Raw genomic sequence first — 20635 nt, 5'->3', positions numbered from 1 at the left:
ATCCTTGTGGCGAGGGAGCTTGCTCCCGCTGGGCTGCGAAGCAGCCCCAGAATCTGGCGGTCGCTGCGCAACCGAGCGGGAGCAAGCTCCCTCGCCACAGAAGCGTTTTGTCCAGTTACGTGGTCAGTGACTTCAACGCTTCATAGGGCCCCTGCGCCCAACGCATGACCTGCTCACGCAACAGCGCCGAAGCCTCCCGGCGCTTGCCCGCGCTGTCCCTGACAAATGCCTGCCCCGGCTGCTTGGCATGCTGCCCCGCCATCGCAAACACCTGCTTGCGCTGTGCGTCATTCAGCCCGAAAAACACCGCCAGCCGCCCTGCCATCGCATCAGGCAACTCAGCGTAGTTAACCGCCAGCCCGGTAAATTCATGGCAGTGCCCCAGCCCCACCTGCAACAGCCGCCCCAACCGGCGGGCGATGAAATCCTCCTGACCGCTGAAAGGCGCTCCATCGTCCAGCACACTCGCGCCAATCATCCCCGGCACCATGTGCATACCGGGGCGGCGCAGGTGGGAGACGGCGATTTCCAAGGGGTCGCGGTACACGAACAACCAAGGCGTGTCGGGAAAACACTCACGCAGCAGTGGCAGCTCACCGATGTTCCAGGCGTCCAGCTTGACCACCAGGCGCTGCTCCATACCTCGACGACGCTGCCCATAGGCCGACATCAAGCCCTTGAGCGCCAAGCACCGCTCGGCAGGCGGCAAATCGCTGCGCAGCAACGTATCCAGGGGCGGCGGTTCAGAGATGACGATGTGATCGTCCAATTGGGCGAGCATCTGGCTGATCAATGTCGAACCACAACGCGAGGCATGGAAAATGAACGCACTGGGCGCAAGGCCCGGGCTTTGTCGCTGCCACTGGCTGAGAGCGTCCAAGGACGTCTGGCGGCGAAACGCCTGGTTGAAGGGCAAGCGCAGGGCGTCATCCACCGCATCGCCAAAAAACGGCTGCAACAGTCGCGTGTCGCCAAACCAGCACCAATCGACCTGCCATTGCGCGGCTTCTTGCCATAGGCGGATCGGCAGCCAACCGTGCAGATTCAGGTCTTCCACTGATCTCTCCACCGCTGGCGACCATTGCGCATCGCCGCCCGCAATTCTTCCCGAGTGAAATAAAGCCCTTGCTCAGCCCCCAGCGCCAGCGCGGACGCTATGAAAGCGTCCGGGTCATGCAGGCTCTGCAGAGCCCGGGCAAGGTAAGGGTCAGCTTCTACGCGCCGCTGAAAGCGGACAAGATCGCTTTGCCCGGCGCCAGCGGCGGGCGTGGTGGGCAGCCCATCGGCAATCTGCTGTTCCAACCATGGTCCTGGGCGGCAATCGAGCACCAGATGAACTCTCGGTGCGGCGCTGCGGTTATCGACGCGATGAGGCCGCGCCAAGTCGAGGAACCAGCACTCGCCCGCCCTCATCGGAATGATTTGCCCATCCAGGAAGAAGTCCACCTCAGGCGGGCTGAGCAGCGGAACGTGCAGGCGCAAGTCGGCGTCCGGCCCACCCAGGTCATAGTCACGATGCTCGTGAATGCACCCACCGGGCCCAAGCCGCAGCAGCCGGGCCGAGACGATCTCCAGGGGCCAGTCGCGCAACGCTTCATGCCAACGGCCATCCTTTGACCAAGGCGCGCGATGCAGGGGCTGGCCGCGTCCGGGAGACAGCTCGGTAACGGCATCGGCCGCCGAAATCAGCGCCACGCCGCTCCAGTCGCCGCTGTGATAGGCACTGTTGAAATGCCCCTGCCAGCGCTCGTCTTCAATGGCCGCCAGTGCCTGCAACAGCAACGGCAGATCCACCGCCACCGGCAGCCGGGAAAACGCCGGGCGCATCATGTCAGCGGCCGATTATTGGGTCACCGTGGCCGTCTTCGGCAGCGTGATATCGCCCTGGGCCCAGGCCGCTTCGCGGTTGGCCAGCGCCGTGGCGATCGACTGGACTTCGGTCGATTGCACTTCGTTTGGCAGCGGGTCGAGGCCGGCGCTGGCGAAGATCTGCCCGTAGGCGTTGCGCAGATCGGCGTAAGCCAGGTCCCGGCGCAGATCGGCCTGCAGGGTGTTCAGTTCTCCCTGGATCAGGTCCAGCTCGCCGATGCCGGCAGCCTGGTGACGGCTGCGCAACTGACCGACAATCTGCCCGTCGATGTCCGACAGCTGCTGACTGGTCTTGAACTGACGCAGCGCTTCGCGATAGTTGGCATTGGCCACGTACAACTGCGCCAGCACGGCAATCGACATCGCCTGGCGCCGCGCCGACGCCACTTCTTCACCGGCCTTGGCCACATCGATGGCCGCCGGGGCGGAAATCACGTTGAACAGGTTCCAGGTGACTTTCACGCCATAATCGGCCCAGCCCTGCTCCACCAGGAACGAGTTGCTGTCGTAATGCCCGCCAGCGGAGAACTCCAGCCCCGGCAGCAGGCGCAGCATGGCCTTGCGGGTTTCAGCGGCGGTGATGCGGGTCTGGTAATCCTGCTCGCGCAGTTCCGGACGGCTGGCCAGGGCTTCCTGTTCGAGACGGGCCAGGTCGACCTTGAGTTCCGGGATGTCATATTCATCCTGGGTCGCCAGGGTCAGCTCGGTACCCAAGGGCAAGTTGATCAGGGTCGCCAATTCGGTCTTGGCCAGGGACAGCGCCCGGCGTTGCTCTTCGAGCTGGCGGGTGGCCTGGATCAGCGAGCGCTGGTAGCCCAGGGCCTGCACCGGGTCACCGATGCGCTGTTCGCTCATGCTCTGGCTGTTGCCGCGTGCCGTCTCGACCCGGGCCATCAGGCTGTCGATCTGCTTGAGCAAACGCTCGGCGGCCATGGCTCGCCAGTAGGCCGAACGCACGTCCTGGACGATGGTGTTGATCACCTTGCGCCGGCGCTCCTGCACGATCAGTCGCTGGTCCCCGGCCTGTTTGGCGCTGATGTAGCTGACGCCGAAATCTAGCACGTTCCAGACCATGGTCAGGTCGGCCACCTCGCGGTCGCGGTCCTGGGAGGTCGACGGTTCCAGGGACTGGGTACCGGTTTCCACGCTCTGGCTGCTGGAGGCATTGACGTTGTTACGGCCCACATAACCGGCGTCCAGGGCCATGCGCGGCAGCATGTCGAAACTGGCCAGGTCCAACTGACGCTTGGCCAGGGCTTCCTCCATGATCTTCAAGCGACCTTCGAGGTTGTACTTCACTGCCCGGGCCATGGCCTGGTGCAGGGTCAATGGGCCGCTGAGGGGCTCCTGGTCCTTGTACATGTTTTGCAGGTCGGTTCGGGCGCGCTGTTCGCTGACGCTGCGATCGATCGGCTCGCTGGTGACCGCACATCCACTGACCACCAACGCCAGCACACTCATACCGAATAACTTCTGACTTCTATTCATTCCCTGGATTGCCCCTGGCTGCCCCAATATTTTTTTAGAATCAGGCCTGCACCTGGCTGATGCCGACCTGTCGTAACGCGGTTGCCAGGCTATCGACCTGACGCTGTTCAGTGTCCTTGAGATGTTGCAACTGCTGACCCAGGGTAGGCGCCCCGAACATCCCGCGCAGTCCTTGGGACACATCGCCACCCTGCATCGACTGGCTGCCGAAGGCGTCCATCGATTCGCCCTCGGAAGTGGCGTCCTGGTTGAACAGGGTCGACAGCGTGCTGCTGCCGAACACCCCGCCATCGCCACCACCAAAGCCCAGGAACCCTTGGCCGGAGCCATCGCCGGCGGCGTCATTGCCGAACACCTGGGCGATATAACTCGGCGCCAGCGCGCCATGATTGATGAAAATACTTCCTATCGGCTGAGTCCCGTTGCCCAGGTCCCGTTGCTCGAACAGCGGCGGGAAGCCCAGCGGCGTACCCAGGTTGCCGGTCGGCGGGGTAAAGACGATCGGTTGCAACGGCACCTCGGACGGTGGCGTAACCGTGACCGGGTCGGAGGTCAGGAACTCCGGCGGCGGCTTCACATCGTTGGGCACCACGGTGTCGATCGCATAGTTGTTGGACACCGCCACGCTGGCCCCGGCGTTGCCCGACAGGTCGCTGACGTTGCTGGTGTCCAGGGCAATGAAGTTGCTCGGGTCGGTGAGGTTCACTGTCGGCGTGAAGGTGGCCGTCCAGGTCTTGCCGCCGTCACTGGTGGTCAGGTTGGTCAGTTCACCGTTGGTGACGCTGAGGTCCGACAAGTCAAAATCCGTCACTGCTTCGCTGAAGGTGAAGGTCACCTGGGTCGTCTCGCCCACCGTCAGGTTCGGGTCGGCGACCACGATGGTTGCCGTCGGCCGGGTGGCGTCGAGCGCGTAGTTGCTGGAAATCGCAATGCCCACGCCGGCGTTGCCGGCCAGGTCCTGCACAGTGCTGGCGTCGAGCAGGATCAGGTTGGTGGCGTCGTTGACGCCTGCGGTAGGCGTCAGGGTCGCTGTCCAGGTCAGGCCGCCGTCATTGCTGGCGAGGTTGGACAACACGCCATTGGCGACACTCAGATCCGACAAGTCGAAACCAGACACCGCCTCGCTGAAGCTGATGGTCACCGTCGTACTCTGGCCGATGCCCAGGGTGGTGTCGCCCACGGTGATGGTGGCACCAGGGCGAACCGTATCGATCGCGTAGTTGTTGGAGACCACTACACCGACACCGCTGTTGCCCGAGGCGTTGACCACACCGCTGGTGTCCAGGCTGATCAGGTTGCTGGTGTCGGTGATGCTGGCGCTCGGAGTGAACGTGGCCGTCCAGGTAACGCCGCCGTCGGAAGAAGAGACGTTGCTCAGCGTGCCGTTGCTCACGCTCAGGTCGGTGTTGTCGAAACCGCTGACCGCTTCCGAGAAGGTGATGGTCACCAGTGAGGTTTCCCCCACCTTGAGCGCGTTGTCGGCCACCACGATCGTAGCCGTCGGTACCTGCGTCTCGACCGCATAGTTGGCCGAGTCGGTCGTGCCTGTCCCGGTATTGCCCGCCGCGTCGCTCACACCGGTATTGTCCAGGGTGATCAGGTTGCTGGCGTCGGTCACGCCCAGGGTCGGGGTGAAGGTCGCGGTCCAGGTCAGGCCGCCATCGCTGCTGCTGACCGCGCTTAACGTGCCGTTGGCAACGCTCAGGTCAGCGTTGCTGAAACCGGTCACCGCCTCGCTGAAGGTAATGGTCACCTGGGCGGTTTCACCCGGTTTCAATACCGAATCGCTCAGCACGATGGTGGCGGTCGGACGCTGAGTGTCGACGCTGTAGTTGTTCGAATCGGTGGTGCCGCTGCCAGCGTTGCCCGCCAGGTCGGTGACGCCGCCGTTGGCAAGGGTGATGACATTGCTGGTGTCGGTGATGCCAGCGGTTGGCGTAAAGGTCGCGGTCCAGGTGATGCCGCCGTCACTGCTGCTCAACCCACTGAGCGTACCGTTGGCAACGGTCAGGTCGGCGTCGGTGAAACCGGTCACGGCCTCGTTGAAGGTGATGGTCACCAGCGAGGTCTCGCCCGCAGCAATGGCCGTGTCGGCCACGACAATGGTCGCCGTTGGACGCACGGTATCGATGGCATAGTTGTTCGAATCGGTGGTGCCGACGCCGGCGTTGCCCGAGACGTTGACGACACCGGTATTGTCCAGGGTGATCAGGTTGCTGGTATCGGCAATGCTCGCGCTCGGTGTGAATGTGGCCGTCCAGGTGACGCCGCCATCGGACGACGACACGTTGCTCAACGTGCCGTTGCTGATGGTCAGGTCGCTATTGTCGAAACCGCTCACCGCTTCGTTGAAGGTGATGGTCACCAGGCTGGTTTCGCCGATGTTCAGGGATGTATCAGCCACCACGATGGTCGCCGTCGGCACCTGCGTGTCGATCGTGTAGTTGGCCGAGTTGGTCGTGCCGGTTCCGGTATTGCCCGCCGCGTCGCTGACGCCGGTGTTGTCCAGGACGATCAGGTTGGACGTATCCCGCACGCCGAGGGTCGGCGTGAAAGTCGCGGTCCAGGTCAGGCCACCATCACTGCTGCTGACCGCACTCAGGGTGCCGTTGGCAACGCTCAGGTCAGCGTTGGTGAAACCGCTCACCGCCTCGCTGAAGGTGATGGTCACCAATGAGGTTTCGCCGACACTCAGGCTGGTATCGGCCATGACGATGGTCGCCGTTGGGCGCACGGTGTCGATGGCATAGTTGTTCGAATCGGTGGTGCCAATGTTGAAGTTGCCCGCCAAGTCAACGATGCCACCACTGTTGAGCGTGATGACATTGCTGGAGTCGTTGATGCCTGCGGTCGGCGTGAAGGTTGCGGTCCAGGTGATGCCGCCGTCGCTGCTGCTCAGCCCCGAAATCACACCGTTGGCGACGGTCAGGTCGGCACTGGTGAACGCCGTCACGGCCTCGTTGAAGGTGATGGTCACCAACGAGGTTTCGCCAGCGGCAATGGCCGTATCGGCGACGACAATGGTTGCCGTTGGACGCACGGTATCGACGGCATAGTTGTTCGAATCGGTGGTACCCACGCCGGCGTTACCCGAAGCGTTGATCAAGCCGGTATTGTCCAGGGTGATCACGTTGCTGGTATCGGAAATGCTCGCGCTCGGCGTGAACGTGGCGGTCCAGGTCACGCCGCCGTCGGTGCTGCTCATGGTGCTGAGCGTGCCGTTGCTGACGGTCAGGTCCGAATTGTCGAAACCGCTGACCGCCGAGTTGAACGTCACGGTGACCAATGACGTCTCGCCGATGCTCAGGGTGGTATCGGCAATCACGATGGTCGCCGTCGGGACGTTGGTGTCGACCTGGTAGTTGTTGGAGTTGGTGGTGCCGGAACCGCTGTTGCCCGCCGCATCGCTGACCCCGGTGTTGTTCAGGGTGATGACGTTGGACGTGTCGGTGACGCCGAGGGCCGGGGTGAAGGTGGCTGTCCAGGTGAGGCCGCCGTCACTGCTGCTGACCGCACTCAGCGTGCCGTTGACGACGCTCAGGTCCGAATTGTCGAAACCGCTGACCGCCTCGGAGAAGGTAATGGTCACCAGCGAGGTTTCGCCGACGCTCAGGGCCGTATCGGCGACCACGATGGTGGCGGTCGGGCGCAAGGTGTCGACGAGGTAGTTGTTGGAATCGGTGGTACCGCTGCCGGTATTGCCCGCTCCGTCCGCCACGCCCGTGTTGTTCAGCGTGACCAGGTTGGTGGCATCGTTGACGCCCACGCTCGGCGTGAAGGTGGCGGTGTAGGTGATGTTGTCGCTGGTGCTCAGGCCGCTCAGGCTGCCGTTGGCCACCGTCAGGTCGGCCAGGGTGAAACCCGTCACAGGCTCGCTGAAGGTAATGGTCACCACCGTTGTTTCGCCAATACCGATGGTCGAGTCGGCGACCACGATGGTGGCGGTCGGACGCACGGTGTCGATGGCGTAGTTGTTGGAATCGGTAGTGCCGCTGCCGGCGTTGCCCGCCGCGTCCGCCACACCGGTGTTATCCAGGGTGACCAGGTTGGTGGTGTCGCTGACGCTGGCACTTGGCGTGAGCGTGCCGGTCCAGGTGATGCCGCCGTCGCCGCTGCTCAACCCGGTGATCGTGCCGTTGGCGACCGTCAGGTCAGCGGTGGTGAAGCCCGTCACCGCTTCGTTGAAGGTAATGGTCACGAGGGACGTTTCGCCAACCCTCAAAGCGTTATCGGCGACCACGATGGTGGCGGTCGGGCGCACCGTGTCGACGGCATAGTTGTTGGAACTGGTGGTGCCGCTGCCGGCATTACCGGCCGCATCCACAATACCGGTATTGGCCAGGACGATCAGATTGGTGGCGTCGGTGATGCTGGCGCTCGGAGTGAGCGTCGCGGTCCAGGTGATACCACCGTCGCTGCTGCTCAGCCCGCTCAGGCTGCCGTTGGCCACCGTCAGGTCGGCCAGGGTGAAACCGCTCACCGCCTCGCTGAAGGTAATCGTCACCAGCGATGTTTCGCCGATGTTCAACGCGGTATCGGCCACCACGATGGTGGCGGTCGGGCGTAGCGTGTCGATCGCGTAGTTGTTCGAGTCGGTGGTACCGGTGCCGGTGTTTCCGGACAAGTCAGCAATACCGGTATTGGCCAACGTGATCAGGTTGCTGGTGTCGCTGACGCTGGCGCTCGGGGTCAGTGTCCCGGTCCAGGTGATGCCGCCATCGCTGCTGCTCAGCCCGGTGACCGTACCGTTGGCCACCGTCAAATCGGCGGTGGTGAAACCGCTCACCGCCTCGTTGAAGGTGATGGTCACCAGCGACGTTTCGCCGACACTCAACGCAGTATCAGCGACCACAATCGTGGCGGTCGGGCGCAGAGTGTCGATAGCGTAGTTGTTGGAGTTCGTCGTTCCCACGCCGGCGTTGCCGTTGAGGTCCGCCACGCCAGTGTTATCCAGGACAATCAGATTGGAGGTATCAGTGATCGCCGCGTCCGGCGTCAGGGTGGCCGTCCAGGTGATGCCGCCGTCGCTGCTGCTCAGGCCGCTGATCGAGCCGTTGGCCACGGTCAGGTCGGCGGCCGTGAAACCACTCACCGCTTCGCTGAAGGTGATGGTCACCACCGAGGTTTCACTGACTCTCAGGGCGGTGTCGCTGACCACGATGGATGCCGTCGGCGCCACGGTGTCGTTGACCACGTAATTGTTCGAGAGGGTGGTACCCACGCCAGCGTTGCCGGCCAGGTCGGCGACCCCGGCATTGTTGAGGGTGATGACGTTGGTGGTGTCGGCGATGTTGCTGGCCGCGGTCAGCGTGCCGGTCCAGGTGATGCCGCCATCGCCGCTGGTGAAGGAGCCCACGGTGCCGTTCTGCACCGTCAGGTCCGCCGCGGTAAGGCCCGTCACAGCCTCGGAGAAGGTGATGGTTACCGTCGACGTGCCACCGGAGTTCAGGCTGGTGTTGGCCACCACGACAGTCGCTGTGGGCGGCGTCTCGTCCGGCACATAGTTGGTATTGATGGTGCCGCCATCGCCGTAGACGTTGGCCACCGACGCCGGCGAAACACCCGCGGTACCCGCACTCGTGCCACCCACGCCACTGCCACCGACGTTGCCGGCCAGGGCCGCGAAGTTGGCCGCGGTGATCAGGATCGAACCTTTGTTCCAGATGGCGCCGACACCGACGCCGCCGGCACCGCCCGTGTGGTTGTAGCCGCCACCGGCGCCACCGCCACCACCACCGCCGCCTGCGCCGACGTTGTTGGAAATCACCGTGTTGCCGATGATCCGCAGGGTCGCGCCGGTGTCGTTGTAGATACCGCCGACCGCCCCGCCACCAGCACCACCGATGTCGTTATAACCATCGCCACCGCCACCGCCGCCGATGGACAGCGCACCGCTGACGGCCGTACCGCCCGCGGAGCCGGTGCTATAGCCCGGATAGGCGGAGCCGCCAGCCCCACCGGTGGAGGAACCGCCACGCCCGCCCATGTTGAAGAAGCCACCACCGGCACCGCCCTGCCCAGCCGAGCCGTTGGAACCCGTGGCATTGAGGGTGTCGCCGCCCTTGCCGCCAGTACCGCCGGTGATCGCGCCGCCGCCGCCACCGCCACCGCCGGCGTATTGCGGCGTCACACCACCACCGCCACCACCACCCGAAGCGGCGTTCGCGGTCACCGTCACGTTGCGCAGGGTCAAGGTGCCGGCGTTGTAGATACCACCACCCTTGGCGACGAGCGCATCGTCGCCACCGTTGCCGCCGTTGCCCGCCGTCATGCCCCGAGTGATCACCAGCCCATCGAGGGTCGCCGTCGTCCCGGCTGTCACGTTGATGATCTGGGTACGGTATTGTCCGTCGAGGGTGACGTCGGCCACGTTATCGTTGTTGAGATCACCATCGATGGTGACGTTTCTATTGACGTCCAACACCTGGGTCAGCGCGACGGTCATGCCGGTATTGAAGGTGACAATGTCGCCGTTCTGCGCCGAGGCCAGGGCTGCGCGCAAAGACCCGACACCCGAATTGAGGTTGTTGGTGGCGGTCCAGGTGGCCAGGCCCCATTGGTAGTCGCTCATGGCGCTGGCCGAGAGCACATTGGCGCTTTCGATGTTGCCGGTGGCGATTTCCAGGTCCCAGTCACCGCCAAGGCCGGTACGGTCGTTGGACGCCGCTACATCGCGGCCGGTCAACTGCGCCAATGAATCGACCAGGCTCAGGCCGCGATCGCCTTCGGCGGTGTAGCAGCCGTAGATCAGGATATCGCCACCGACGTTCATGTCCTGGCCGATCTGCGCCAGCACTTCGCTGCGGGCCTGGACGTTATCCGCCGAGAGGTAGCTGTTGCCCAGCCACAGATCACCGGCGTTACCGTGGGCGATGATCTGCACCGAGCTGATGCCCTGGTGGGTGTCCAGGTAATCGGCGATCTGCTGCAAGCCGTCCTTGGTGGCGTCCAGTTGCACCACCTGGGTACCGGGCGCCACGCCTTCGAGCAGGCTGGCGGAATCCTTGACCCGTGAATCGACGAACACCACGGACTTGCCCGGCACGGCGGCCTGGGTGGCATCGACCTGCCCCTGCGGTGCATGGGTGTCTGAAGCCTGGTCGGCCGTGGGTGTCTTGGCCGCCTCGGCGGTGGGCTGGGCGTCCGGTTGCGCGGCATCGGCCACGGTAGCGGCCACCGCGCCGTCGAACAGCATTCGCGGCTCCAGGGACATGATCATTGGCGATGCCAGGGCCTGTGCCCCCTCGGTTACCCGCGACTTAGCTTTGCTCCACCACATGACGATCACCTGGACTCGAACTTCTTGAACACGCAAATGAAAAAAACCGCGATCAGCTGGTCGCGGCGTCGGTTTTCATACGAATGACATTGGCAGCGCTGGCGGAACCATCGCGCCAGAACGACAACTCGGCATACTTTTCAAACAGATCCGGCGGCAGCAAGGTCCGCCGGGCTTGCGGCGCGACCTTGGGCTTGACCTTGTGCAGGCCGGCAACACCCAGGGCCTGGTCAAAGGCCGGTGCGTCGTAGGTCAAGTGATTGAAATCGTGTTCGAACCAGGGCTCGCCGATGAACTCGTACACCAGCCGCATGACCCGCTCCGGGGCCTGGCTCAGCAGGTCGTAATCGACAATCAGCAGCGACTCGGCGTTTTCGCCGTAATAGGCCTCTTTGAGCGCCGTCCAGGCAAACCCTACCAGGCGATTGCGCTGGGCCAGGGTTTCGCAGCGGCTGTAGACGGTATTGCGCTCGTCATCGTCGTTGAACAGCTTGGTGTTCTCGAACGGGTTGGCGCGGTAGAGCCGCTCCAGGCTGTCGAGTACCCAGGCGACGTTGCGCACACAGCCGATGGTCTTGGCTTGGGGGAACAGATCCTGCAGGGCCGGCAGGCGCGCGCACCATTGGCGGTTTGTATCGAAGATGACAGGTTTATCGGCTTTGTCGGCGTAGTAGGAATCGAAGAGTCCGCGCAATAGGCGGCGACGCAGGTCGGTGTCGATCACCGAGCCGAACTCACTGCCGGCACTGCATTGCTGCAGGACGCTGCTGAACAGCGAACCGACGGGGCTGGTCATGCCGGCATGGAAGCGCGGGTTCTGCAGCAAAATGGCAGAAAGCAGGGTCGAGCCCGAGCGCGGTAGACCGGAGATAAAGTGAAACTGCGGCAATCCCTTCACCTTGTTTGTAGTCCTTTTGTACGCAAGCGTAGCCGAGGAAATAATCGCCGCCTAGTAGTACTTTGATATCAAATTCATCCAGGTCCGTAAAAAAGATGGACGGTATAGGCGCAATACGAACCTGAATCGTTTAAGCCAATCGACAGCATTTTTCCGCCCTTGCAGCCTGCAGAATCAAACATCCCGGTCTACGCTCAGCCGTGCGTGACCAGGCCAGGGAGTGAAGAAGTCGGGCTGATCGCAATCCTCTCCCTCGGACCCTGTCGGCATTGCCAAATAAACAATCTGAAGGGATGAGGAATCTATGGAAGTATTTATGGGCACCATCCAGCCGTTTGCCTTTAACTTCGCCCCCAATGGGTGGGCGCTGTGCAGCGGGCAGACACTCGGCATTTCCCAATACCAGGCGTTGTTCTCCCTGCTCGGCACGTACTACGGAGGCAACGGCACCACCAACTTCATGCTCCCCAATCTGCAAGGCCGCACGCTCTTGGGACAAGGCAACGGCCTGGGCCTGACTCCGCGTGTCATCGGCGAAGTCGCCGGCACTGAAAACGTCACCCCGACGATCAACAACCTGCCCACCCACTCTCACACCATGGCGGGACTCACCGCCTCCACCACTCTGCAACTGGCGAACCCGGCCAGCAACCCGGTGAACACACCAACGTCCACCAATTCGTTCATCGGCACCTCGGGCACCGGCCCGGGCGCGGCCAATATCTATTCCGACCAGCTAGGTGCCTCGCCGATACCGGTCAAGGGCGTGAGCACCACCATCGACGGCACGATCTCCCCGACGGGCAACGGCTTGCCGCTGGCGATCATGAACCCGTTCCTGGCGATCAACTTCAGCATCGCCTTGAACGGTCTCTTCCCGTCCCGCAACTGATCAATCGTCGGAGGGCTTCGGCCCTCCGACTGTTGGAGAGTCGATATGCTGCAACAGGTTCACAGCCACCATTTCCAACCACTGCTGGGCCAGACCAGCAGCCTGACCCTGCCCGACGGCAGCTCTTTGCCGGTGCGGATCGAGAGCCTCGCGCAAACACCCCGGTCGAAGTTGCCCAACAGCGAACGCATGCCGTTCAGTGTGGAATTCAACAGCCTGGAAAGCACCGATTTCGTGGATGGGTTATGCGCCCTGGAAGTGCCTGAACTGGGCAGGCTCGAAGGGGTGTTCGTATCGCGGATCCCGCCCATGGGACGGGATCCGACGCTGGGGTATTTCTACATCGCATTTAACTGATCGCACAAAACTTGAGTTCACAACAAACCTATTTTGGGAGCGGGCTTGCTCGCGAAGGCGGTGTATCAGTTGGCAAATTTATTACTGACCCACCGCCTTCGCGAGCAAGCCCGCTCCCACAGGGATTTATGGCGTCTGCAAGATTGGGTCAGTTGCCTTTCGGATACCAGACCAGCCGCTCCGCCGCCGGGCTGCGCTCCTGCACCTCGAAACCCAGAGCCAGATAGTGCTGGCGCGCGTGGAGGTTGCTGGCCCAGACCACCGTCGCCACCGGGCAGCGGATCTGTTGCGCGGCTTTCTGCACCCCTTGCAACACCGTCCGGCCATACCCCTGCCCACGCGCCTGGGGAATGAACGCCAGGTACAACACACGGATTTCATTGGGGCCAAAATCCGTACTCAACGCGCCGATAGCGGTGCCGAGTTTTTCCACGACGTAATGCATGGCGTTGGGGAAATGCTCGCCCAACCCTTGCTCCTGCACCTGGAACTGCTGGGCAATCACCTGTCGCACCTGCTCATGCTCACCGTCGATCCATTGCAGGTCCGGCCGCGCCGCCTGGTACAGGCTCTGCAAGAACGGCCCGTCGCTGACCCGCGATGGACGCACCACCAATCCCTCTGCCGCCACTGAATCCATGCCCGCTCCTTAAAACCCGCTTTCCCTGACCCCCAACGCCGCCAACCGACGCCAGGCCGCGCCCAATACCGACTCGCCCTTGCCCTGCAACACCGCCACGCCGCGCAACGGTTGCAGCGGAGCCGACGCGTCATCGATCGCACTCAGGCGCACGCCATATTGCGCCTGCACGGGCTCGGCCCGTTGCTGCGAATCGCGACGCACGGCAATCGGCCCGTGATGGTCGGACGTCAACGCTTGCTGTTCGACCCAGGCCACGCCGTTGGTGTCGATTTCATTCAACTGCACGGCAATCGAGGCGTGCATCGGATCGTCAGCGATGAAGCGTCCCGTGGCACCCGGTCCGACCCGCCAAAGCTCGGCTTCGGTCAGGTATCCGCGTAACCGCGAATCGGTCTGCACCACCCGCGCCAGCACCTGCGTGGGCGACAACCAGCGCCCGACCGGGAGTTGTGGCAACAAGTCGCGCACCTGGCCGGCATGGGGCGCACGCAACAACAGGCGTTCACGCTGGGCGACCAGGCCCCGGTACTCGGCCACCGCTTCGGCCAGTTGCTGTTCGATGATGCCGGCATCGGCGGCGGTTTCGCTGCGCCCGGCCTGGCGACGCATCTGCAACTGCTGGATCTCGATTTCCCGACGCACGATGGTCAGGCGCGAGGCCATGTCCGGCGATTCCAGCTCGATCAGCACATCGCCCTGGGCCACGGTCTGGCCGTCGCGCACATTCACCTGCTTGACCCGCGCCGCCACCGGCGCGTGCAAGGCACTGGCACGCCCGGCCTCGAGCATGGCCGGCACTTCCACAGCGCTGCGCCAGGGCAGCAACAACGCCAAGACCAACACCAGCAGTACCAGGGCGCTCAGGAACACCCGAGCACCATGGGCCTGCTCGCGGTGACTCCACCATTGCCGCCACTCATTCACGATGGGCATAAAAATGAACCACACCAATTCCACCATCATCAGAAAAATGCCCAGCACCTTGAAGAACAGGTGATAGACCGCCAGGGCAATCCCGAAAAACAACAACGCCCGCCATAACCAGGAACCATAGCCCCACACCAGCAAACGGCGACGCATCTTCGGCGACCAGGGTTCCGGGGCCGCCGCGCCATAACCGAACAAGGCTTCGCGCAGGCGCCAGCGGCACAGGGCGAACGCTCGCCCCTGAAGGTTATCCACCGCCCAGAAATCACTGAGCAGGAAATACCCGTCAAAACGCATGAAGGGGTTCAGGTTGATAATCAACGTGGTGATCCACGTGGCACTGGCCAGCATGAACGCCGCCGTGCGCGCCGGCCCGTCGGGCAACAGCGACCAGGCCAGCAACGCAATGCACGCCAGCAGCAGCTCGGCCAGGACCCCGCCGGCACCAATCAGCAACCGCGCGCGACGATCATTGATCCGCCAGGCGTCGCTGACGTCGGTGTAGAACATCGGCAACAGCACCATGAACGCCACGCCCATGCTTTGCACACGACAACCGGCGCGCTTGGCCATGAAGGCATGACCGAATTCGTGACACAGCTTGGCGAAGAGCAACGCCGTCCCGAAGGCCAACGCACCGCCCAGGCTGAACAGGTGCGGAAAGGTCGCGACGAAGCGCTGCCAATCCCGTGAAACCAGGAAGATACCCAGGCCCAGGGTCAGCGGCAGGCCATAGCGCAGGATCCCGGGGCCGAACCGCGCCAACCAGGGCCAGGCACGATTGAGAAAGGCGTCCGGGCGCCACAGCGGAATGCGAAAAAACAGGTATTGATGCAGCAGGATCTGCCACAGGGTCTGGCGCTGGGCGGCGGTCTTGAATTGATAGCTGTCGCGCTGTTGCGGGTCCATCGCGCTGATCAGATCGTGGCCGCGCAAAAAGCCCAGCAGTTGCTCCAGGGATTCACCATTGAGCGGCAGGCCCGGCTCGCGGTTTGCGGCTTGCAGCACTTGCTCCGGATCACCCAGGGACCAGTGCCGCAGCATGCGCATCGCCGCTGCGCCAAGCTTGAAATAACGCCCGCGCACCGGATCGGCCAGGGTCCATTGGGGCGAACCATCCGGGTCCGGGGCTGCCGGGGACAATTGCAGGTCCGGCCGCAGGCTCGGCAGGTCCATGCTACAGGCCTACGCTCTGGCGCAGGCCGGCCAGTGGCCGACGCAACAGGTATAACGCCAGCGGCGCACGGTCGCCGAAGACCTTCGCTGTGCCCCGCAGGCCGATGCGCGGCGCGGCCGCATCGAAACGCGCATCCAACCGATACGCCAGTTGCCCGGCGGCGGTAGGCTGCGCTTCATAGGCTGAACGCTCCAGCCAGGCCAGGTGTCGCTGCAACGGATCACTGTCGAGAAACAACGCCACTTGCGCACCGGGCTCCAAGGCAATCGCGTCGCCTACCGCCAATTCAATGCGCAACTCGGCCTGGTTCGGATCGGCGATTTCCATCAATCGCTCGCCAGTCTGCACCGGTTTGCCGAGCCAGCGTTCGGCATCGGCGAACACTGCAATACCATCGCGTTCGGCGCGGACTTCGCTGCGCTTGAGCAGTTCAAGCGCGTAGTTGCGTTCGGCGCGTTTCTGTTCGACACGGGCGGCCAGCAAATCAATTTTCGAACTCGACTCTGCGTCGGCAAACGAGCGCTGGGAATTGGCCTTGAGTTCCGCCTCGGCCACGCCCAACGCACGCTCGGCGACATCGGCCTGGGCCTTGAGGCTGGTGCTTTCGAAACGCAGCAGCAGGTCACCGTTCTTGACGGTCTGGTTAGGCTTGACCAGGAACTCGGCGATCACCCCGTCCAAAGGCGCCGCCACCACCTGCCCGCCCAACGGCACCACTTCGGCCGGGGCCAACACGGACTGACGCACCGGAATCAACAAACCCAATAACAGCACTGCCACCAGGGCGACCTGGCGCTTGCGTGTCCAGCGCAGGCGCCACGGCTTGCGCGGTTGCAGCGCCAGCCAGGCGTGGCTGTAGGTGTCGCCCAGTTGCGACAGCAGCACTTGCTCGGGCGGGGTCCATGGCAGGTCGCGGGCCAGCCACAAACCGCCAAACACCTGGCCCTGATGATCGATCAATGGCAGCCAGAAGACTTGGCCGGCCGACAGGCTTCGCCAGTCTGCCCGGATGGATTCGCTGACCAGATCGGCGCTAATCACCCGAGCCTGGTTCAACACTCCCTGTTTGAACAACTGCGCCACCGCCTGCTCGACGAACGCCACAAATGGCGCGTTCGGCTCCACGGCACTGACACCGGTCACGGCCTGAACCTTGCCAGCGATCAATAACGCGGCGTGGCGAAAGCCGAACAGGGCCTGGCCGTCGTTGACCAGGCTGTAGCTCAACTGCGCCGGCGTACGCGCAGCCCGCGTCTGGCGTTCCAGGTCGAGGAAGCGGGCGAACACCTGTTCGGCGCTGCCCGTTATCGGCGCGTTCACTTGGGCTCCGCGAAACGCGCGGTACCACTCATGCCGGACAGCAAGCCGCTGGCATCCGGCACGCTCGCCACCAGCAGCAAGGTTTGGCTGCCCTCATCGATGCGCGCACCCAGGCGCTTGACCGTCGCCTGCAACGGCTTGCCGGTTTCATCGGGGACAAAGGTGAAAGGTTGACCGGGCTTGAGCCGGTCCATCCAACGCGAAGGCACCAGCAGATGGATCTCCAGGGTGCGGTTGTCGACCACATCCAGCAACGGCGCACCGGCCGCCACGCTTTCATAACGCTGGACCTTGCGCGCCACCACTTGCCCGTCGAACGGTGCGATCACGCTGCAGCGCTTGACCTGGACCTGATACACCTGGGACTGCGCCTGAGTCTCGCTGAGCCGGGCCTCGGCCCGCGACACTTCAAACCGCCCGACTGATTTCAAGGCCGCCAACTGCCGGTTATGCGCCAGTTCTTCACCGGCACCACGGCTGGCCGCCTGGGCCGCGTTGAGCTGGGCCTGATACGCCGAGCAGTCGAAACGCGCCAGGGTGTCGCCCTTCTTGAACGACTCGCCCTCACTGAACGGCAACTCGACGATACGCCCGGCCAACTCGCTGGCCAGCACCGCCTGATCCCGTGCCCGAAGCACCCCTCGCGCCTCGTTGCCAGACGCACTGGCCGAGACGTTGCTCTCAAGCAATGGATCGTCTGCTACAGGTGTTTGCGCCTGGACACCGCACGTTACAAAGGCCAATCCCACAACCCAACTACTCAAACGCCGCATGACCGTTACTCCCTGACGGATGGGCGGAGTCTACGACAGCGGTGAGAGGCGTCAAGGGAGGAGCTGTGAGAGGTGAGAAATCTGATGGTCATACACGCTCTGTGGCGAGGGGATTTATCCCCGCTGGGCTGCGCAGCAGACCCAAAGCGATTTATTCAATTTCCCTGGTTCAAAGAGGTGTCAGGTTTCGGGACTGCTGCGCAGTCCAGCGGGGATAAATCCCCTCGCCACAGGTCGATTAACATCAGCACTTATAGCGTTGACCCCACGGCCTCTTCCACTTAGGATGACCCCACTCAACCCCGTACGCAGAGATTAAGTTCTCTGGCCGTTGGGGTGAAAAAACCGGCCTCGGCCGGTTTTTTCGTTTCTGAGGATTGAGAACAGCCCCTGAGCTGAACGCACTCCCTGTGGCGAGGGAGCTTGCTCCCGCTGGGTTGCGCAGCGACCCCAAGCAATTTAAATGCGATCAGCCTGACACACCGAGGCGCTAGGGTTTGGGACTGCTGCGCAGTCCAGCGGGAGCAAGCTCCCTCGCCACAGGTTCTGTGATCGACAGGCATCGCGCAGGCCTACTCCACCAACCTCAACTCACCATCGCAATACACCACCTCACGCCCCAACCAAGCCACATCGACCTGAGGCAATACCGCCGAGGGTTTGCGCAGTTCACGCAGTAGCGTCGAGCCGTGGGACAAACGCCCACCCATGCGTGCAATCACCGCCCGGGCGCTTTGATAGTGGGCGTGGCGGCCGGGGTCGAGGGTGTCTTCCAGCAGAATGTCCTCGCCCAAAATGCCTTGGGCTTGACCCGGGTAGATCAGGAAGCCACTCGCCTGCTCGGTGCCTTCACGACCGTCCTGCCAGAAGCTGCCGTCGCGGCTGCGGATGTCCGGGTGCGGCGCGAACCAATGCGCCCGGTCCATCGTCGGCATAGCGTGGTGCAGGCGAAAGAAAATCCGCATCAGGTTGTCGCGATACCATTCGCGCACTTGCAGGTAGTAACCGCGCAAACCCGGCAGACCAGCGCCGTGAGCCAGGCGAATCGCCAGGGGCCATTGGGGGAATACCTGCAGTGGCAGCTCGGTCGGGGTCGGGCGTGGCGTCGCCGGGTCGGTTTCCCACGGCAGTCGATGGGGGCTGTGTTCAAGGTTGTCATAGGCGGTCGGCGGTCGTCCCAGCAGATCGCCGCCGCTGCTGGCCAACGCGGTCGCGATGCATAGATTGCCCTGCACCACGAACACATAGAACCGGGTGAACCAGTCAGCCAGTTGTTGGCCGCCAGCGCCTTGGACGGTCAGTTCATGCAGCTCTCGGTCGAAGCGTTGCAAGCCGTTTTCCAGCGTCAGCAAATGGCCACGCGCAATGCGCTGCATACGCAGAAACAATGGCAGCGAACGGAGCAGGCGTAGGGGCCGCCAAGGTAAATGCGGGGTGGCGCCACCGACCTCACCGGCGTAGTTGCTGGCACTGATGCCCCAGTCGGCCAGTCGGGCGAGAAACAGGTCGTTGTTGATATAGGAAGCGCCGCCAAACACCGCCGTGAAGGGCTCGTTGTCCTGCAACACCCTTGAGTCCCAACGGGCCATGATCGCCGGGATGCTCGCCGCCGCGCGGCGCTGGGCGTACTCCACCAACACGCTGGGCTGCGGCGGCAGGATCTCGGCGATGTTGGCGGCAGTCAGGTGGCGGCGCCAGCCGTAGTCGCTGATCGGCCGGTACTGCAGCAGCCAGAGTTGCGTGCCGTCCCAGGCCCATTCGACGTCGCCGGGCACGTAGTGAAAGACCCGCAATACGCCTTGGAGAAACCGCCATAACGCTTCGGCGGTGAGGCCATGGGCTGGCTTGAATGCACCGCTGCTCCATGACTCGCCGAGACGGGAAATGATCGCCCGCTCGGGGCTCACGTGACCGTCTGCCAAGGACTCCAGGTGACCTTCGACCCATTCCAGTTCGACTGACAAGTGACGCACGAACGCGATCCCGGACAGTCGCGGCGCGATGAAGCGCTGCACCACAACCTCTTCGACTCCCGCCGCCGTTAGTTCGTCGATACGCGCCGGCACGTTGGATGTCGGTTCCCGCAGGAACGTGGTGCTCAAGCCGGCATTCGCCGCATCGGCCTGATCCTCTCCATAACTGGAGGAGCGCACGGCCCAGATCGCGTCCGGCAGGCTGTCCAGCAAGCTCGGCAAGCGCGGGTCGTGGCAATCGTTGAGTGACAGCGCCGCAGGCACCGGCTGCCCAGCCAGTGCCGCCAGCCGCAAGCGACCGCCCTTGGTATGCGCGACGAAGCCACGTTCGCCCGATTCCAGCCACGCCGCGAACTCAGCGGGTGAGTCGATCCACGGGTAGTGGCCCCAACCGGGTTTCAGGCTGATGGTCAAATCGGCACGGGCAAGAATGGCCGACCATGCCGCCGCTTGGGCTACGCCCAGTACCTTGTCCTGATCGCCCCACACCAGTTCGACCGGGTCGGTGATCCACTCCAATAACGGCAACGCGGTGTCCGCGCGCACCAGATCCCAGTGCGGCACAAAGGCTCGGCAGCGGGCGTACCCGGCGCCCATGCGTTGGTACTGCGCGGACGTCCAGGTCTGGCGGGAGAACTTGTGGGCGAACAGCGTCGGCTTGTTCGCCAGCAGCCAGTGAATGGTCTTGCGGATTGGCAGCGGTGACATCAACGCCGGCAACCGCCGCTGCCACAAAAACGCGCCCACCGGCGCCAGCAACACACTGCGGCAAAAGTGCCCCGGCTCGCGTTGCAGCGCGTGGAGCACCAGCAAAGCGTTGACCCCGACCGCCATGATCGCGCAGCCCTTGTCCGTTGCCGCCAGCAACGCTTGGGCGTAGGCCGTCAGGTCTTCGCAGGGAGCCTGAGGGTTGCTGCCGAAGCCGGGCAGTTCCAGCGGCACCACGTCGTAGTGTTGAAAGTGCGGCAACGCATCGTCCCACCAATCGGCGGCGCTACCGTTGCCGGCCAGCAGGTACATCCACGGCTTGCTCATGGAT

Annotated in this window: 12 protein-coding genes; 2 read left to right on the top strand and 10 right to left on the bottom strand. The window is 63.5% G+C overall.

The features are described 5' to 3' along the window. Positions 1-115 precede the first annotated feature (115 nt). The 5 genes from PBDP_RS01305 to PBDP_RS01285 are packed head-to-tail and all read right to left on the bottom strand — an operon-like array spanning position 116 to position 11534. Entirely contained in the window at positions 116-1057 is a 942-nt protein-coding gene (locus tag PBDP_RS01305) for a sulfotransferase family protein (RefSeq protein ID WP_212801721.1), read from the bottom strand. Next, entirely contained in the window at positions 1045-1830 is a 786-nt protein-coding gene (locus PBDP_RS01300) for an aspartyl/asparaginyl beta-hydroxylase domain-containing protein (protein WP_212801720.1), read from the bottom strand. The genes PBDP_RS01305 and PBDP_RS01300 overlap by 13 nt, the downstream gene beginning before the upstream one ends. 12 nt (positions 1831-1842) lie before the next feature. Then, complete coding sequence (locus tag PBDP_RS01295) at positions 1843-3357, bottom strand: TolC family protein (protein ID WP_116833916.1); 1515 nt, start codon at positions 3355-3357, stop codon at positions 1843-1845. Between the two features lie 40 nt (positions 3358-3397). Next, positions 3398-10636: an Ig-like domain-containing protein gene (locus PBDP_RS01290; protein WP_212801719.1), complete on the bottom strand. Its 7239-nt coding sequence runs from the start codon at positions 10634-10636 to the stop codon at positions 3398-3400. Positions 10637-10688: 52 nt separating this feature from the next. Next, on the bottom strand, positions 10689-11534 hold the full coding sequence (locus PBDP_RS01285) for a sulfotransferase family protein (RefSeq protein ID WP_212801718.1): 846 nt from the start codon (positions 11532-11534) through the stop codon (positions 10689-10691). 304 nt (positions 11535-11838) lie between these two features. Between PBDP_RS01285 and PBDP_RS01280 the strand changes: the two genes are divergently transcribed. Beyond that, positions 11839-12426 carry a phage tail protein gene (locus PBDP_RS01280; protein ID WP_109751866.1) on the top strand — a complete coding sequence of 196 codons (588 nt, stop codon included), beginning with the start codon at positions 11839-11841 and terminating at the stop codon, positions 12424-12426. Between the two features lie 45 nt (positions 12427-12471). Further along, positions 12472-12783, top strand: coding sequence for a DUF6916 family protein (locus PBDP_RS01275; RefSeq protein ID WP_109751865.1), 312 nt, complete (start codon positions 12472-12474; stop codon positions 12781-12783). Between the two features lie 148 nt (positions 12784-12931). Here the strand turns inward: PBDP_RS01275 and PBDP_RS01270 are convergent, their stop codons facing one another. The 5 genes from PBDP_RS01270 to PBDP_RS01250 form a co-directional block, all read right to left on the bottom strand. Continuing rightward, positions 12932-13423 (bottom strand): GNAT family N-acetyltransferase, encoded by a 492-nt coding sequence (locus PBDP_RS01270; RefSeq protein WP_212801717.1) that lies wholly within the window; start codon positions 13421-13423, stop codon positions 12932-12934. A gap of 9 nt (positions 13424-13432) precedes the next feature. Further along, positions 13433-15529 carry a site-2 protease family protein gene (locus tag PBDP_RS01265; protein ID WP_212801716.1) on the bottom strand — a complete coding sequence of 699 codons (2097 nt, stop codon included), beginning with the start codon at positions 15527-15529 and terminating at the stop codon, positions 13433-13435. Position 15530: 1 nt separating this feature from the next. After that, positions 15531-16850 (bottom strand): efflux RND transporter periplasmic adaptor subunit, encoded by a 1320-nt coding sequence (locus PBDP_RS01260; protein ID WP_116833912.1) that lies wholly within the window; start codon positions 16848-16850, stop codon positions 15531-15533. Beyond that, on the bottom strand, positions 16847-17623 hold the full coding sequence (locus PBDP_RS01255; protein ID WP_109751861.1) for an efflux RND transporter periplasmic adaptor subunit: 777 nt from the start codon (positions 17621-17623) through the stop codon (positions 16847-16849). The genes PBDP_RS01260 and PBDP_RS01255 overlap by 4 nt, the downstream gene beginning before the upstream one ends. Positions 17624-18195: 572 nt before the next feature. After that, positions 18196-20631, bottom strand: a complete 2436-nt coding sequence (locus tag PBDP_RS01250) for an alpha/beta fold hydrolase (protein WP_212801715.1) — start codon at positions 20629-20631, stop codon at positions 18196-18198. Between the last annotated feature and the right edge of the window lie 4 nt (positions 20632-20635).

Origin of the sequence: Pseudomonas sp. St290 (genome assembly GCF_018325805.1) — a bacterium.
Taxonomy (GTDB): Bacteria; Pseudomonadota; Gammaproteobacteria; order Pseudomonadales; family Pseudomonadaceae; genus Aquipseudomonas; species Aquipseudomonas bijieensis.
Note: the sequence above shows the minus strand (reverse complement) of the source record. Positions and strands in the feature narration are given on the sequence as shown.